The 15,206-nt window shown below is 67.7% G+C and carries 12 protein-coding genes and 2 pseudogenes; 8 read left to right on the top strand and 6 right to left on the bottom strand.

The window, feature by feature from the left end:
• Window positions 1–289 precede the first annotated feature (289 nt).
• Window positions 290–812: pseudogene (locus ACIRU3_RS21145) on the top strand (GNAT family N-acetyltransferase).
• 113 nt (window positions 813–925) lie between these two features.
• On the opposite strand, the gene efeB reads toward ACIRU3_RS21145, so the two are convergent.
• Together efeB and efeU (ACIRU3_RS21155) are read right to left on the bottom strand one after the other, a co-directional pair.
• A complete protein-coding gene (efeB, locus tag ACIRU3_RS21150; RefSeq protein WP_404058316.1) occupies window positions 926–2,197 on the bottom strand; it encodes an iron uptake transporter deferrochelatase/peroxidase subunit in 1,272 nt (423 codons plus the stop codon).
• 38 nt (window positions 2,198–2,235) lie between these two features.
• The gene (gene efeU, locus ACIRU3_RS21155) at window positions 2,236–4,266 is read right to left on the bottom strand and encodes an iron uptake transporter permease EfeU (RefSeq protein WP_404058318.1); all 2,031 of its coding nucleotides are present in this window, start codon (window positions 4,264–4,266) and stop codon (window positions 2,236–2,238) included.
• Window positions 4,267–4,649: 383 nt separating this feature from the next.
• Here efeU (ACIRU3_RS21155) and efeO point away from each other — a divergent pair, with 383 nt between their 5' ends.
• From efeO to ACIRU3_RS21170, 3 genes are all read left to right on the top strand, one after another.
• Window positions 4,650–5,795, top strand: a complete 1,146-nt coding sequence (gene efeO, locus ACIRU3_RS21160; RefSeq protein ID WP_404058320.1) for an iron uptake system protein EfeO — start codon at window positions 4,650–4,652, stop codon at window positions 5,793–5,795.
• 21 nt (window positions 5,796–5,816) lie between these two features.
• A complete protein-coding gene (gene efeU, locus ACIRU3_RS21165; protein ID WP_404058322.1) occupies window positions 5,817–6,665 on the top strand; it encodes an iron uptake transporter permease EfeU in 849 nt (282 codons plus the stop codon).
• A gap of 114 nt (window positions 6,666–6,779) precedes the next feature.
• On the top strand, window positions 6,780–7,370 hold the full coding sequence (locus tag ACIRU3_RS21170) for a hypothetical protein (protein WP_404058324.1): 591 nt from the start codon (window positions 6,780–6,782) through the stop codon (window positions 7,368–7,370).
• 150 nt (window positions 7,371–7,520) lie between these two features.
• Here the strand turns inward: ACIRU3_RS21170 and ACIRU3_RS21175 are convergent, their stop codons facing one another.
• Entirely contained in the window at window positions 7,521–8,459 is a 939-nt protein-coding gene (locus ACIRU3_RS21175; RefSeq protein ID WP_404058326.1) for a M56 family metallopeptidase, read from the bottom strand.
• Window positions 8,456–8,827 carry a BlaI/MecI/CopY family transcriptional regulator gene (locus tag ACIRU3_RS21180; protein ID WP_404058328.1) on the bottom strand — a complete coding sequence of 124 codons (372 nt, stop codon included), beginning with the start codon at window positions 8,825–8,827 and terminating at the stop codon, window positions 8,456–8,458. The genes ACIRU3_RS21175 and ACIRU3_RS21180 overlap by 4 nt, the downstream gene beginning before the upstream one ends.
• A gap of 336 nt (window positions 8,828–9,163) precedes the next feature.
• Between ACIRU3_RS21180 and ACIRU3_RS21185 the strand changes: the two genes are divergently transcribed.
• Window positions 9,164–9,982 (top strand): class I SAM-dependent methyltransferase, encoded by an 819-nt coding sequence (locus ACIRU3_RS21185; protein WP_404058330.1) that lies wholly within the window; start codon window positions 9,164–9,166, stop codon window positions 9,980–9,982.
• 50 nt (window positions 9,983–10,032) lie between these two features.
• On the opposite strand, the gene ACIRU3_RS21190 is transcribed toward ACIRU3_RS21185, so the two are convergent.
• The gene (locus ACIRU3_RS21190; RefSeq protein ID WP_404058332.1) at window positions 10,033–10,428 is read right to left on the bottom strand and encodes a DUF3592 domain-containing protein; all 396 of its coding nucleotides are present in this window, start codon (window positions 10,426–10,428) and stop codon (window positions 10,033–10,035) included.
• Window positions 10,429–11,168: 740 nt separating this feature from the next.
• Here ACIRU3_RS21190 and ACIRU3_RS21195 point away from each other — a divergent pair.
• From ACIRU3_RS21195 to ACIRU3_RS21205, 3 genes and pseudogenes are all read left to right on the top strand, one after another.
• Window positions 11,169–11,465 (top strand): annotated as a pseudogene (locus tag ACIRU3_RS21195) (polysaccharide deacetylase family protein); the annotation flags it as partial.
• 659 nt (window positions 11,466–12,124) lie between these two features.
• Entirely contained in the window at window positions 12,125–12,787 is a 663-nt protein-coding gene (locus tag ACIRU3_RS21200) for a response regulator transcription factor (RefSeq protein ID WP_404058334.1), read from the top strand.
• Window positions 12,784–14,163 (top strand): sensor histidine kinase, encoded by a 1,380-nt coding sequence (locus ACIRU3_RS21205; RefSeq protein WP_404058336.1) that lies wholly within the window; start codon window positions 12,784–12,786, stop codon window positions 14,161–14,163. Before ACIRU3_RS21200 ends, ACIRU3_RS21205 begins: the two co-directional genes overlap by 4 nt.
• On the opposite strand, the gene ACIRU3_RS21210 is transcribed toward ACIRU3_RS21205, so the two are convergent.
• Window positions 14,144–15,043 carry a hypothetical protein gene (locus ACIRU3_RS21210; protein WP_404058337.1) on the bottom strand — a complete coding sequence of 300 codons (900 nt, stop codon included), beginning with the start codon at window positions 15,041–15,043 and terminating at the stop codon, window positions 14,144–14,146. The two genes, ACIRU3_RS21205 and ACIRU3_RS21210, sit on opposite strands and share 20 nt — an antisense overlap.
• Between the last annotated feature and the right edge of the window lie 163 nt (window positions 15,044–15,206).

Here is a 15,206-nt window from a genome sequence, read left to right on the forward strand (position 1 = left end):
TGGGAACGATGAGTAGGCGAACAATCAGAAGCGATGACTACATCGAAGTAGACTGTCTACCGAACTGTAGACGATAAGCGAGCCAAAACGCTCCCACCCGACGACGTGGAACATCGGTCTCACTGCTCGACCGCGCTGCCGAGTGGCACTTCGTCTGCCCGGCCGGCGGCCCGATGCTTCACCCGTCACGGTGCGCGGTACTGGCGGCTTCAGGCCTTGTGGTTCCGCAGCAGCAGCGCGGCCGAGCGCCGGATTACGATGAGTCCGTCGCCTTCGGCAGGATGGGCGCATGACCGAGATCCGCACACCCCGCCTCCTCCTCCGTAGCTGGCACGACGACGACCTCACGCCCATGGCGGACATCAACGCGGACCCCCGGGTCATGCGCTGGATCGACGCGCGACCTGGACCACACGGCCGAGGACGTCGAACGGTGGGAGGAGGAGTGGGACGAAGAGGGCTTCGGACTCTTCGCCGTCGAGCTGCTGGCCTCCGGCGAACTGATCGGCTTCACAGGACTGTCCGTGCCCGAGTTCCTGCCGGAGGTGATGCCCGCCGTGGCAATCAGCTGGCGGATCGGCTCACAGTTCTGGGGCCAGGGATACGCCTCCGAAGCCGCCCGCGCCATCCTGGAGTTCGCTCTCCAGGACCGCGGCCTGGACCGCGTCCTCAGCATCAACCGGGTGGGGGACAACGCCTCCGAGAACGTCATCCGCAAGCTCGGCATGGTGCCCGAGCGGGAGACAGCACACCCGATGTACGGCTACCCGCTGCGCATTCACGCCATCGACCTCACCGAGTTCCAGGCATGAACCGGCCGAGCCGTCGATCACCACAAGACAGTCGACCACTGCCCCTGCGTCCCCGGACGCAGGAGGCATTGACGCGCGGGTACCCGCGCTGGTCGTCGGGCCAGGGCGCTACCTCAGGTCGCGATGAGTGCGCGACCGAGCCAGTCTTTACTGTCGCGTACGCCAGGCAGGGCGAAGAAGTAGCCGCCGCCGGTGGGAGAGATGTAGTCGACCAGGGGCTCGTCGATCAGCCGGGTCTGCACAGCCTCGAACTGGCGCTTGACGTCCTGCTGGTAGCTGCAGAAGACCAGGCCCATGTCGAGGTTACCGACGTTGTCCACGCCCCGGTCGTAGTTGTAGCCGCGGCGCAGGATGCGGGAGCTGTCGGTCCTGGCGGTACGCGGGTTGGCGAGTCGGATGTGCGAGTCCAGAGGGATCGCGTTGCCCTGCGGGTCCTTGGCGTAGTTCGGGGAGTCGGTCTCCTCGGCTCCATCGAGCGGGGCGCCGGTGTCCTTGCGGCGGCCGAACATCTTCTCCTGCTCGGCGAGAGAGACCCGGTCCCAGAACTCGACCAGCATGCGGATGATCCGGATCACCTGGTAACTGCCGCCCTTGGCCCAGGCGGGCTCGCCCTGTCCGCCGCCGACCCAGATCAGCTTGTCCGTCTCGCGAGCAGAGTTGACGTCGGGGTTGGCGATGCCGTCCTTGAAGCCGAGCAGGTTGCGCTGGGCACCGGTGGGTCGCGGGGTGTTCTGGAAGCCGTCGATGCGCCACTTGATCTGCATGGCACCCCGGGTGTGCCGGGCGATGTCGCGCAGCGCGTGCAGCACAGTGTCCTGACTCTGGGCGCAGATCTGCAGGGACAGGTCTCCGTGGCACTCGGCCGCGTTCAGGTTGTCGTTCGGGAAGGTCCGCATCGGGGTGAGCCGGGCGGGCCTGGCCGTGGCGAGACCGTAGCGATCGTCGAAGAGCGAGGCGCCGACGCCGACGGTGACAGTGAGGCCGTCCGCGGGGACCTCGGGGCCGAGGATGCCGTTGTCGGAGGGCGGCGCACCGACGCCCAGGTCGATGGGGCTGCCGCCAGAGGTCAGAAAACGGGCCCGTTCGGTGATGACGCGCAGCAGCTCGGCCAGTCCCGGGCGGTCGTCGGCGATGACGTCCAACGAGACAAAGGTGGCGGCGGCCGGTGCCGGGCTGACGATGCCGGCCTGATGGGCACCGTGGAAGGAGAACTTCGCGGTGCTGTCTGTCTCCGCCGGTTGGGCCTGCACGGTGCCCCCCGTCTCGCCGAGGGCGAAGCCACCGCCGGCCAGGACCGTTCCGGCGGCACCGGCGCCCAGCGCGGTCCGCACGAAGGAACGGCGGGCAGGACCGACGGGGCAGGCCGACGGGTCGGCAGTGGACATCGCAGGGTTCCCTTCAGGGTGCGGCTGTACGGTGGCCATCAGGCGGACTTCCGAATCTCGAGGAGGTCCGGGATCGGGGCAAGGTCTTCCAACAGTTGCCCGGTGGCCCCGTCGAGACGCTGCTTGTAGGCGGCGGCGAGCTGCTCGGCGGAAGTCCAATCGGTGCCGCGGTGAGCTGCGTCAATGAGTTTCTGCAGTCGGGCGATGTCGACGTCAACCGTCGGGAGCAGCTTGGGTGCGCGGCTGGTGAGCAGTGGCTTGAGGACAGTGACCAGTTGGCGGGTTCCGGCGAGGTTCGCGTCCGCGGTGGCGAGGTTCGTGCCGCTCCCCTCGTCCGTGTCGCCGGTCAGCTCGAACTGGAGCGTGTTCTCCAGAATCTCGTGCGTGCGCAGCGGCAGGTCGCCGGGGTCGAAGTCTTGATGCGGAAACACCGCCTGCAGTCCTGCGGCGTCGGCGGCCAGTTGCTCGGCCGAGGCCGTGAGTGAGGCCGCCGACTCACCGTGCCACAGGCCATACTCGATGCGGTGGAATCCGGCGAAGTCCTTGTCGTGCACGCCGTTGGGCAAGCCGTCAGATCGGCCGTTGATCTTCTGGTCGAAGTCCTCGAAGGTGCCGTAGGCGGCGCCGAGAGAGGCGTAGGTCCGGTGGGCGGTGAGCCAGTCGGTGCGGGCCTTGCCGAGATGGTCGCCCTTGATGTCGGCAGCGAGGCTGCGGGTCTGGTCGACGAGAGTGGTGAGCCCCTGCTGAACGTACGACTTGTACTGGTCGAGGGGACCTGCGAGGTCCTGTTCCGAGACGGGTACGACCGCCTTGACCGTGCCTCGGCCCGTGACGCGGACAGCCCTGGAAGTGACTGCCGTACCGCCGGTGGGCACGCACCGCCACGCATACGTGCCCCCGGCGACCGTGGCGATCAGCGCACGGGTGGTACCAGGTGCCAGCCCCTCGATCTCGCCGTAGACGGCACTCGTGGCCGGGTCGACGAGGTATACCTCGGAGGTCTTGTCTCCGGTGTTGTGCATCTGGAAGCTCTGCCGACCAGGCTTGGGCGGGGTGAATCCCTTGCCGCACTCCGTTGGGGATACGGCGATGGTCTGGGCGGCTTCCGGCTTGGGGCGGCCGAAGGTGACGGCCAGGGCTGCGATGACCGCCGGAACGACGACAACGGCAACGGGAACCACCCAGCCTGGTCGGCGAGGGGCGGGCGGCGGGGCGTCCTGCTCGGAGACCTGCTTCTCGGAGGCGGCCTTGGGTGTCGCGGCGCCGACCCCGCGGGTGAACAGTGCCATGACCACGGTGAGGTAGCCGACGTAGCCGATGACCTGCAGCCAGGTCATGATCGGTGTCAGATTGAAGACGCCCTGGATCAGGGTGCTGTACCAGGAGCCGGCGTCGATGCTGCTGCTCAGGTCGATGACGTACGCCGTCTTCCCCGGCAGTACGCCGCCCTCCTGAAGGTCGCGCAGGCCGTAGCCCAGGACACCGGCCGCGATGACGATCAGGACGGCGCCGGTGGCCGTGAAGAACTTGGTCAGGTTGATCTTCAGGACGCGCCGGTACAGGCCCCAGCACAGCCCGGCCGCAAGAATCACGCCGATCGCCGCGCCCGTGAGGGGGCCAGCGGACTCGCCGGCCGCCTGGGCGGTGGTCCACAAGAACAGGGCGGTCTCCAGGCCCTCGCGACCGACCGCGAGAAACGACGTGACGATCAGCACGCCCGCGCCCATGGTGAGCGCGCCGGCGACCTTCTCCTTGATCTCGCCGGAGAGGCTGCGCGCCGAGCGGCGCATCCAGAACACCATGGCGGTGACGAACGCGACGGCGATCACGCTGAGGGTGCCGCCGAAGCTCTCCTGGGCGGTCGCGGACAGGGACGCGGCGGTGAAGGTGAGTACGGCGCCGAAGCTCAGGGCGAGCGCGATCGCCGCGAGGACCCCGGTCCACACCTGCGGCAGCCGGGACCGGGCGTCGGCCCGCACGAGGGTCGCGACGAGGATGGAGACGATGAGTCCCGCTTCGAGTCCTTCCCGCAGCCCGATCAGGAAGCTCGGAAACGCGTCATCCCACATGTGACCCTCCCCGCCCACCTTCGACCGCTCCCGCGACGATTAGCGTAGGCACACCTAAGTTGGACGGATCCATGATGACTACTGGACTGTAGTCAATCGCTCACGTGAAGGTAATTTCAGGGGCAAGTTCCGTGGTGACGACAGGTGCCGCGGCGACGACACCCCTTGGGGCAACGGAGCTCCGCGCCTCGAACGCGAGCAGGCAGTCGGCCGAGCCGACACAGCGCAGCACGGTGCGGCGGCCGCGCGGCGCGACACGAGACCCGGTCGCCTCAATTCACGAGGCTTAGGTAAACCTTTCCTTACTGTCTACAGTTCAGTAGACTCCGCTCGGTCGGCGCTACCGCCTGCCCTTCCCCCTTTGCATGAAACGAGGCCCACCCATGTCCGTGAGACCCCACCACCTCCTCGTCGGAGCCGTCGTGGCAACTGCCGTCTCCCTGACAGGATGCACGCAGAAGAACCACGGCGGCGACGACGCGGTCCGGGTGACGGCCTCGGACTCATCCTGCAAGGTCTCCAAGACCCGGTTCCCTGCAGGTCAGCTCACCCTGGACGTGGAGAACAAGGGCGCCGAGGTCACCGAGGTGTACGTACTGTTCCCCGACGACCGGATAGCCGCGGAGCGCGAGAACATAGGCCCGGGCACCACGACTTCGATCACTGCCGAAATCAAGGCAGGCGACTACGAGATCGCATGCAAGCCGGGGATGAAGGGCGACGGCATCCGCCAGAAGGTGACGGTCACCGGCGACAACACGGCTGCCCGGCGCAGCCCCGAGGCGGACGCCGCTGTTGCTGCCTACCGCAGCTACGTTCTCGCACAGGCTCAGGAGACACTCCCCAAGGCCAAGGCGTTCGCCGACGCGGTCAAGGCCGGAGACGTGGCAAAGGCCAAGAAACTGTACGCGCCCTCAAGGATCGGCTGGGAGCGCACCGAGCCCGTCGCCGAGTCGTTCGGAGACATCGACCCCAAGGTCGATGTCCGCGAGGACGGCCTGGAAGCCGGACAGGATCCAGCCAAAGACTGGACCGGTTGGCACCGCCTGGAGAAGGCACTGTGGCAGGACGGCAAGATCGGTGACGGGGAGCAGCAGCTCGCCGATCAGCTCATGGCCGATCTGAAGACCTGGGTGAAGAAGGTCGGTCAGGCGGAGATCACGCCCACGTCCATGGCGAACGGCGCTAAGAGCCTGCTCGACGAAGTCGCTCGCAACAAGGTCACCGGGGAAGAGGAACGCTACTCGCACACCGACCTGGTCGACTTCAAGGGCAACCTGGACGGCGCCCAGAAGTCCTATGAACTGCTCAAGCCCATCGCGGCGAAGAACGACACGAACCTGGTCAAGGAATTGGACGCCCAGTTCGTCTCGCTGAACTCGCTCCTCGGCAAGTACCGCACCGGTACCGACGACGACGGCTTCACCTCCTACGACAAGGTCGGCCAAGGGCAGCGCAAGGACCTCTCGGACGGCGTGAACGCACTCGCCGAACCGCTGTCCAAGCTCGCCGCCGCCGTCGTCAAGTAGCCCGGAAGGACCAGCCCGTTCATGTTCGGCAATTTCCTCATCGGACTGCGCGAAGGCCTCGAAGCCAGTCTCGTCGTCTGTATCCTCGTCGCCTACCTCGTCAAAACGGGCAACCGCCGTCAACTCCCGCCCCTGTGGGCCGGCGTCGGCCTCGCCGTAGGCCTGTCCCTGGCCTTCGGCGCCCTCCTGCAGTTCGGTTCCTCCACCCTTACCTTCCAGGCCAAGGAAGCCCTCGGCGGCACCCTGTCCATCCTGTCCGTCGCCCTGGTCACGTGGATGGTCTTCTGGATGAGACGCACCGCCCGCCACCTCAAGAGCGAACTTCAGACCAAGCTCGATGCCGCTCTGGCCGTCGGCACGGGAGCACTGGTCGTGACCTCCTTCTTCGCCGTCGGCCGCGAAGGCCTGGAGACGTCCCTGTTCATCTGGACCGCCGTGCAGGCCACCAACGACGGAATCCGTCCCCTCGTCGGCGCAGTCCTGGGACTTGCCACCTCCGCGGTGCTGGGCTGGCTCTTCTACAAGGGCGCCCTGCGTATCAACCTCGCGAAGTTCTTCCGCTGGACCGGTGCCATGCTCGTCGCCGTGGCCGCCGGTGTCCTCGCCTATGGCATCCACGACCTGCAGGAAGCCGATCTCCTGCCCGGTCTGCGCCGCCTCGCCTTCGACATCAGCACCACCATTCCGCCGGACTCCTGGTACGGCACCCTTCTGAAGGGCATCTTCAACTTCCAGCCCGATCCGACCGTCCTCCAAGTGATCGTCTGGGCTTTGTATGTCATCCCGGTCATGGGGCTCTTCCTCGCCCCGGAACGAACCCGGAAGGCGCCCCGGCCCCAGAAGGCTGCCACGCCCACCCATGCCGGCTGAGCTTCCCGCTGACGCCACTCTCGCTCGTCCCGAGTGGGTCTTGGCTCCGTCCCGCGTACCGACTTGTCTCTCCGGCGTTCTTCCCGGCCAAGGATGAGTGAGCAGGGAGAGTTGGTGTACGAACCGGAGGAACTGATCACCGAGCCGGAGACCGACGAGCGTGCGGCCCGCGTTGTCACGTGGCTTGACGCGCAGAGAGACGTCGAGCGCACACTCTCCGAGCCTTTGGGCGGGTTGCCGAGCCTGCGAGACGAGTCGATATCGCGTATGGCTGACGTGCTGCAGGGCATGGCACTTGGACTCGGGATGAGCGCTGCGGCCATGTGGGCGGGAGTGCCGGACCGAGTTCTGCAGAGCTGGCTGAAGAAGGACTCCGCCTTCGCCGCAGCCGCGAAGTCGGCGAGTGATCTGGCAGCCGCACACGGGCTGCAAACTCGCGGCAAGGTGACACCAGCGAAGCTCCGGGTCGCGCTGATCGCCATCAGCCGGGGTGAAACCTGGTCAGCGGCTGCCGTTCTGGCCGGATTCTCGACGCGGCAGTACCGCAAGTTGTGGGGGTCCTCGCCCATGATGGTCGCTCTGGTGAATGCAGCACGGAGGGCACGACGGCTCAGGACCTCTTCCCCTCAGCCGAACACCTCTGCTCCCGATCACAAGGGCTACCGCCTCGTGCAGTATGACGCTCCCGGGTCGGAAGGTGACTGAGCCCCGAGGGTGGCCGTCAAACCGTGTCCGTGCCGCGACTGCACCTCTCCGGGTTCTCCCAACAGGCCTGGATCGCACGAGCGACGCCCGCCGGCACAACACGCCACAAGGGTCGCTCGGAGTCGGTCGTGCCGCGTTGCTGAGGAACGGTCAGTCGCTGGGGTTCTCACCTTGCGCGACTTCCACGTCGCGGTGCAGAGACACCGCACCGGCCAGCGATGAAGCACCAGCAGTCCCGCAAAGCAGGGCCATGGCCAGCAGGGCGGGTGCGAGGCTACGGCGGGGAGACTCGGTCAGGAGCGCCTTGACCCGGGCAGGGACGAGCCCGCCGGTGGCGCCGGCCGTGAAGGGAGGCAGGATCTGCTTCCTGCTACGCGTGCTGGCAAGCGCGGCCCGACCAACGGCTTGTGCCGTCGTCCTCCGGTCCCCGCAGGCACCGGCAGCCGCTTCGTCTGCGACACGCTCGACGGCGAACGACACATGAGCCACGACCCGGGCAAGGGCCGGGTGGCACCAGCCGGCGCACTGGGCCACGGCGAGAAAGACGTGGTGGCGCCCGGCGAGGTGGGCCCGCTCGTGGGCGAGCAGGGCTTCGAGATCTCCTGGTCCAAGAGCGCGAAGCATGCCGGTGGTCACGACGATCCTGTTCGACCTGCGGCGGGTGCCGGCCAACGCGTAGGCTTCTGCGCGAGCGTCATCGATGACGCACAGCTCTCCGACATGCGGGAGATCCGCAACATCGACATGAGCTGCCCGGAACCGCCGTACCTCCCGTAGAGCGCGACGCCCAGCGGTGAAACAGGTGGCTGCAAGAGCGCCGGTGGCCAGGGCGGATGTGACCAGGACCAGAGACTGAGGTCCTGAATCGAGAGGCTGGATCAGATCGGCCAGCCGGCCAAGTGCCGGGACGGTGAGCGCGAGGGGAAGCAGCAGCGCCCCTAGGCAGGCCACGACACCCACGGCCAGCGCGACTGCCGCAGAGGTGACGGTCCACAGCGCGACCTTCGGGCGGACCTGATGCACGATCCGCCGGGCCAGTGGCGGCAGAGCGAACGGCAGCACCAGCGGGACCAGGAGCAGCGTGATCATTGTTCGCCCTCCTCCAGCAGACGCTTCAGTTCCGCCTCGTCCTCGGGGCTGAGCCCCTGGACGAATCGCGCCAGCACCATGCTTCGATCGGCGTCCTGGTCGAGTTCGCGGTGCATCCGGCGAGCGGTCATGCCGTGGGAGTCGTCCACAGGAAAATAGACGAAGCTTCGCGTGCCCGATCGGCGACCGATGACTCCCTTCTCATGGAGGCGGGTCAGCAGGGTCGCCACAGTCGTGCGGGCCAAGGGCTGCGATATGGCGGCCCTGACCTGCGCCACTGTCAGGGGCTTGCCGGCCGCCCACAAGGCAGCGAGGACGCTGGCCTCAAGTTCACCGGCAGCCCGACGTTCACCGTCGTTGTCCGTCATGGCGCCGGTCTCCTCACCAAGGCCGCCCGCAGTCGAGCAGCATCCGTCCCGAGGCGCAGGCCACCACAGCCAGCGCACACCATCCATTATCAGTCAGGCGAGCCGTATTCGGCGTCGTCGGCCCTGCACGGCCGTACTCTCCGGCCGCACGACGCGCCCGCCGTCCTCGTGAGCAGTGTGCGGTGCCCTGCGGATTCGAAGCCAGGGAACTGGCGGTCGAAGGCGTATCGCAAGGCGTGCAGCCTCAGCGACCCTGCATACGCTGTCTGTGACGGTCGGCGATCAGCGAGGAATAGCGTGATGGACGTCAATAGACGGCACGTCCGGCTGGAGGGCGTGCCCGAGACGCTGCTGTGGAACCTCTACCAGCGGGCTTTTGAGGCGCGGCAGCCGCACCCGGTACTCGATGACCCGAAGGCGGTCGAGCTGGTCGAACGGATCGACTATCCCTTCGAGGAGACCTTCGGTACCCCTTCCCCGTTCCTCGCACAGGGGCAGGCCCTGAGGGTGCGCACGTTCGACGACGCCGTCAGGGGCTTTCTCCGGGAACACCCCGACGGTACCGTCGTCGCTCTTGCCGAAGGACTGGAGACCCAGTTCTGGCGCGTCGACAACGGCCGGGTGCGCTGGCTGTGTGTCGAACTGCCTGAGACGGCGAAGGTACGCCGCGCACTGCTGCCGGACCAGGAGCGCCGCCGGACGCTCGCGCAGTCGGCGCTCGACCTGTCCTGGCGGGAAGAGATAGATGCAACCAAAGGCGTGCTCGTCACCGCCCAGGGCCTGCTGATGTACCTGCACCCCGCCGAAGTGCGCGAGCTGATTGCGGGATGCGCCGAAGGATTCCCTGGCGGAACCCTGATCTTCGACGCCGTGCCTCGGTGGTTCAGCGAGCGCACGATGCGCGGTGAGATGAAGACGGCGCAGGGTTACGTGACCCCGCCTATGCCCTGGGCGCTCGATGCCGGGGATCTGCCAAAGGTACGCACGGCTCACCCGGCCATCTGCGAGGTTCATGAGCTACCGCTGCCACGAGGGCGCGGCCTGTACTACGGCACCGTGTGGCCCGTGCTGCGCCGGCTGCCGGGACTGCGCAACATCCGGCCGACCATGACAGTCCTGACCCGCTTCGGCCCAACCACCCGCACCGAGGGCTAAGGCAGCCCTAACGGTGGATCCGTTGGTGAGAACGAGGAGGGAGAACAAGCTCAGCGCGTGAGCAGGCACCCTGCCGCGACGCCGAGGAAGATCATGGCTCCGAAGAACAGGCCGACGATCTGATGTAGGCGGTACTTCCAGGTGAACACCCGTGCGCTTTTCGGCTTTTCGGGCAGGTAAGCGACCGGTACATGGGTTCCGAGGTCCAGCCCCGTCGCCGTAGTGGGTGGCCGGAACCTGACGGGCCGGCCCTGCCGGTCGATGAACTCGATGACGGGCGTCGAAGAATCGTCCCCGGGCTCATGCTCCTGGGCCACCACCACCCCCTCGGCGTGCAGCCCGTAGCGGCTCAGCCGCATCTGCAGCCGTGCCTCCCACGCACTGGCCCCCAGACCCACCAGGCCCACCAATACGGCCAGCCCGATACCGATCGTTTCACCCGTCATCCGTCCCCTGCTCTCCCTCGCACAGCGCCCGCCTGGCACGGGCCGCGCATCAGGAGGACGCGGCACGCAGCCCGATGGTTCACGAAGGTGCGCGAGCAAACCGGCTCCTCGGGCTTACGTGGTCGTGACGGGGGCCACGAAGGGCCGATTGCCGCCTTCGCCGTCGAGCATGCGGCTGCCACCCCTGATGAGCCTTCCCTGAGTCGAGCCAGTCAACTGAGTCAGTGCAGTCAGCGATCGAGGACCTGGCGGGCGGTCATCGCACCGTCAGCCGCCCAGCGCGCGGCCGACACATCGCTTTCCAGCTCGCCGCGCGCCCGCCTGCCGGATCCGCCGGCGCTCTCTTCGTCCCTCGGGCCGCTCACCGTCCGCCTTTCCTCACGCTCGCCCGAAAGCCCGGCAGCCGAGAGAGCGCGCGTACACCGATCGGGACTCCCGAAGCCGGCTCCCTCCCCCACCGCGCCGCACCGGCACCCCACATCGCGGCGGCTCGCCACCACGGCTCTGGTCGCATGCGCCGTATGGGGGTGCGCGGTGGGTGCAGGAATCGCGACAGCCTACGACGGCCCAGACCTGACACACGCCATTCATCACGGCCTCGACCTGGACGACCTTGCCCCCGGTCACGGCAGGCTACCGGGAGGCCACCACTCGTGACTCCCATCCGCCGGGCGGCTTCGGCAGCCCCACCAGAGCTCGCAGCCGCCCATGCCGCGCCTGCCATCTCCACGTTGGGACCGATGCGCAACCGCGTCCTGCCCCACCTCTCTGGCCGGGGCCGTCCCGACCATGTCGCCCTGACCGTCGAAGACGGACCGAACATCCGCTCCACCCCACTCTTCCTGCGATTGCTGGCCGAGCGTCGGGGGCATGCCACCTTCTTCCTGTTCGGCAGTCAGGCACACGCCGCACCTGGCTTGGTCCGCGAGATCGCCGCAGAGAGCCACGAGATCGCCCTCCACGGCTGGCTGCATCGCCCGCTGATCCTGCGCGGCCCACACGCCACCTGCGAGGATCTCGCCCGCACCCGAGACACCATCGCCGCGATAACAGGGCGGCGGCCCACACTTTTCCGACCGCCTTACGGGTCATGTCCACGGCCGCCCACCTGGCGACCGGGCGCCTCGGCCTCACTCCGGTTCGGTGGACCTGCTGGGGAGAGGACTGGAGAGCCCGAGCTACTCCGGAATCTGCCCACCACACCGTCGCACGTGACCTGGACGGCGGCGGCACCATCCTGCTCCACGACTCCGACTGCACCTCGGCCCCCAACGCCTGGCGCTCGGCTCTGGGCGCCCTCCCGCGCATCCTCGACACCTGCGCGGAACAGGGTTTCGAGGTCGGCCGATTGCGTGACACGGCTGGCCTGCACGCGGCACCTGCGGCTCGGGAACGCTCCACGCCAGATGCTCGTCTACAGTTGGGTAGACAGTCTACTTTTCTGTAGTCATCTGCTTTCACCTATGCGATCACGCCAGCTGGACCGCTGGGAAAGGGCTCCCCCACATGACCTCCTCGTCGCACCCGCCCTCGCATCGACGCCGGCGGACACGCGGCGGTTGTCCCGAGCCGGGCCATACCGGTCGTGTGGATGTGCCGAACCCCACGGCCGGCTCGACAGCATCACCCCTGCCAGATCGTCGTATGGCCGGGGTCACCGCACGAACGACCTTGGCCGTAGAGCCGACGGAGGATCATGCGCCCCAAGATCCTGGTTGTTGAGGACGATCACGCCCTGCGGGACGTGCTGCGGCGGGGCCTGCAGGAGGAGGAGTTCGAGCCGGTCCTCGCCCCCGACGGTGCCACCGCCCTGCGGTTGGCGACCGCCGACATCGCGGCGGCCGTCCTGGATGTCGGCCTGCCCGACTCGGACGGGCGGGACGTCTGCCAGGCCATGCGCGCCAACGGCTTCCTCGCTCCCGTGATCTTCCTGACTGCCCGACACCAGCTCACCGACCGCCTGTCCGGCTTCTCCGCCGGGGGCGACGACTACCTGCCCAAGCCCTTTCATCTCGCCGAACTCGCCGCCCGGCTGCGCGCCGGGCTCAAACGGACCGCCCCGCGCCCCTGCACCGCAACCGGTGATCTGGTCCTTGACGCGGTGGATCACAGCGCGACCGTGCACGGTACGCGCGTCGACCTCTCCCCGACAGAGTTCCGACTGCTGGCCACACTCGTCGCCGCGGACGGCGCCCTCGTGCGCCGCCGTGACCTGGTGCGGGCCGGATGGCCCGATGGCGCGCAGGTCAGCGACAACACAGTGGACCAGTACCTGACCCGGTTGCGGCGCAAGCTCCGCAAGGCGAGCAGTCAATTGACGATCGATACATCGCGAGGGGTGGGACACCGCCTGTCATGAACGCCGCCTTCCGCAGCCTTCGCCGCCTGGTCCCGCGCACTCTGCGAGGCAGGCTCTCCCTCGTGGCGGTAGCCATCGCCGCCCTGCTGATGACAGTCCTGACCGTGGCATTCAACGCGGTGATGGACGACCACCTGCAACACCAGGCAGACAACGAGCTGTACACCAGAGCAGCAGCGGTGACTACCACCGTCGACACCAGCAGTCCGCGGGTACGCGTCCTGGAAACCGTCAACGACCGCCTGCTCGACGCGAACGTGTGGATCTACGCAGGCACCCGCCTGCTGGAGAAGCCGCCGACCGCCACCACCGGGAGCTCGCTGACCCAGGCCGCCGACCGGCTGGCCGCGCGGCGAACACATGTGTGCGCGACGGTCGGCGGTCACCGGCCCGTCCGGCTGTGCTCCGAGCCGATCCCCGGCCGCAACGGCGCAGCCACGATCGTCACCGCCCTGGACCTGGCTCCGTACCGCAGTTCGGCTGAGACCCTGCTGCTGGGGTCGCTGGCCCTGGACGCTGTGATGCTCGGATGCACGTACGTCCTAACGCGCCTGTCCGTCGGCCGGGCACTGCAACCGGTGCGGTCGATGACCGACCAGGCCACCCAGTGGAGCGCGGTGGGCTCGGACGACCGCTTCGGCACGGAAGATCACCCGGTCGAACTCGCCCGACTGGGGGGCTCGCTGGACGAGCTCCTTGATCGCATACGCACCGTACTGCGCCACGAGCGGCGACTGACGGCAGAGCTGTCCCACGAACTGCGCACGCCGCTCACCCGGATCGTCATGGAGCTCGACTGGTGGCGGACCCGCCCACGCACGGACACCCAGACCCGCACCACCCACGAGGTGATCGCAGAGGCCGCGCAGTCCATGCGCACGATCTGCGACACGCTCCTCGACGACGCCCGCGAGAATGCACTGAACCGTGCACCAGCTCCCGCGACGACGGACATCGCGCCAGTTGTGGACCGCCTGCTCCAGAACGTCGACCTACCGGATCGGGTGAAGGCCACGGTGGAGACAGACGCGCAGGTAATTAAGGCTGGAGTCGCGCCGGCTCTCCTCGAACGGATCCTCAGCCCTCTGATCGCCAACGCTGGCCGCTATGCCCGATCCGGCGTAGTCGTGTCCGCGCGGCGCCTGCCGGGCGCCGTGCTGATCGATGTCGTGGACGACGGCCCCGGTGTGCCCGAGGCGTTCGTGGACGAGCTGTTCCAGCCCGGCCGGCGTGCCGACACCGGCGACGGGCACGACGGCGCGGGCCTCGGGCTGCCCCTGGCGCGACGCCTGGCCCGCGCCGTCGGTGGTGAGGTCTCCTACGACCCCGGGTACACACCCGGGGCCAGATTCACGGTCAGTCTCCCCGCGGGGTGACCGGCTCCCGCTCCTCGTCCGCCGGTGTGGCAGCTGTGCGGCGCTCCTGGACGTGGGCGTACGCCATCAGGCCGAACAGAACGACGAGCAGGACGGCGGACGAACCCACGGTCCCGAGATCCAGGCCGCCCTTGGCGACCGGCTTGGTGAGGAAGTCGCCCGCGGTGGCGCCCAGCGGGCGGGTGAGGACGAAGGCGATCCAGAAGAGCAGGACGTTCGGCACGGCCGACACCTTCATGAGCACGACCAGGACCAGCAGCACACCGGTGACCAGCGCTGCGCCGCCCAGGTAGCCGAGCCCCGAGCTGTCGGAGAGGAAGTCGCCCATCGAGGTGCCGAGCGTGTTGGAGACCAGGATCGCCGACCAGAACAGGGCCTCGCCCTTGAAGGTGACGATCTCGGTGATCTGGAAGGTCATCCCGCTCAGCCTCCAGGCGAGAAAGATCGCCAGGAGGAGGGAGATCAGGATCGCCGCGCCCTCCGGGTAGCCGAGGCCGAGGCCCTGCGGGCCCCAGCCCAGCTTGGTCGCGCCGTTCGAGAGGTACTTGGCGCTGGCGTCGCGGTTCATGAAGTCGGACATCGTGGTGCCGGCCATGCTGGTCGACAGGATCACGGTCCAGTAGAAGAACGGGTTGTAGCGGCTGGACCGCAGCTGGACCACCAGAGTGACCACGAAGACCAGGAACAGCACGATCGTGGTGAGGAAGTACCCCAGCTTCAGGGTCTGCGCGAAGAGGTCGCCCGCCGTCTCACCCAAGGTCGTCGCGGCAATCTTCATGATCCAGAAAGCCAGCGTGACCTCGGGCAGTTTCTTCATCACCGACCTGGTCGTCGACGTGCTCAACACGTCGAGGTCGGTGACGACCTCAGATTTCTTCAATGCGGCTTCTCCTGTCCGGTCGAACGACAGGGCGCTCGCCCCCGGAGTCGGGACGAGCGCACTGTGAGATGTACCGGCCGCCGGCGGCGGCCGTGATCTTCGACCGTGGCACAGAGATCCTGAACGCATCCTGAACACGTGAAGATTGCAGATCAGGCCATCG

This window comes from Streptomyces sp. NPDC101151, assembly GCF_044768335.1.
Taxonomy (GTDB): Bacteria; Actinomycetota; Actinomycetes; order Streptomycetales; family Streptomycetaceae; genus Streptomyces.

Bases quoted from the DNA above. Each gene is read 5' to 3' on its own strand.
- efeB (WP_404058316.1), bottom strand. From the start codon at position 2,197: ATGTCCACTGCCGACCCGTCGGCCTGCCCCGTCGGTCCTGCCCGCCGT.
- efeU (WP_404058318.1), bottom strand. From the start codon at position 4,266: ATGTGGGATGACGCGTTTCCGAGCTTCCTGATCGGGCTGCGGGAAGGA.
- efeO (WP_404058320.1), top strand. From the start codon at position 4,650: ATGTCCGTGAGACCCCACCACCTCCTCGTCGGAGCCGTCGTGGCAACT.
- efeU (WP_404058322.1), top strand. From the start codon at position 5,817: ATGTTCGGCAATTTCCTCATCGGACTGCGCGAAGGCCTCGAAGCCAGT.
- ACIRU3_RS21175 (WP_404058326.1), bottom strand. From the start codon at position 8,459: ATGATCACGCTGCTCCTGGTCCCGCTGGTGCTGCCGTTCGCTCTGCCG.
- ACIRU3_RS21180 (WP_404058328.1), bottom strand. From the start codon at position 8,827: ATGACGGACAACGACGGTGAACGTCGGGCTGCCGGTGAACTTGAGGCC.
- ACIRU3_RS21190 (WP_404058332.1), bottom strand. From the start codon at position 10,428: ATGACGGGTGAAACGATCGGTATCGGGCTGGCCGTATTGGTGGGCCTG.
- ACIRU3_RS21200 (WP_404058334.1), top strand. From the start codon at position 12,125: ATGCGCCCCAAGATCCTGGTTGTTGAGGACGATCACGCCCTGCGGGAC.
- ACIRU3_RS21205 (WP_404058336.1), top strand. From the start codon at position 12,784: ATGAACGCCGCCTTCCGCAGCCTTCGCCGCCTGGTCCCGCGCACTCTG.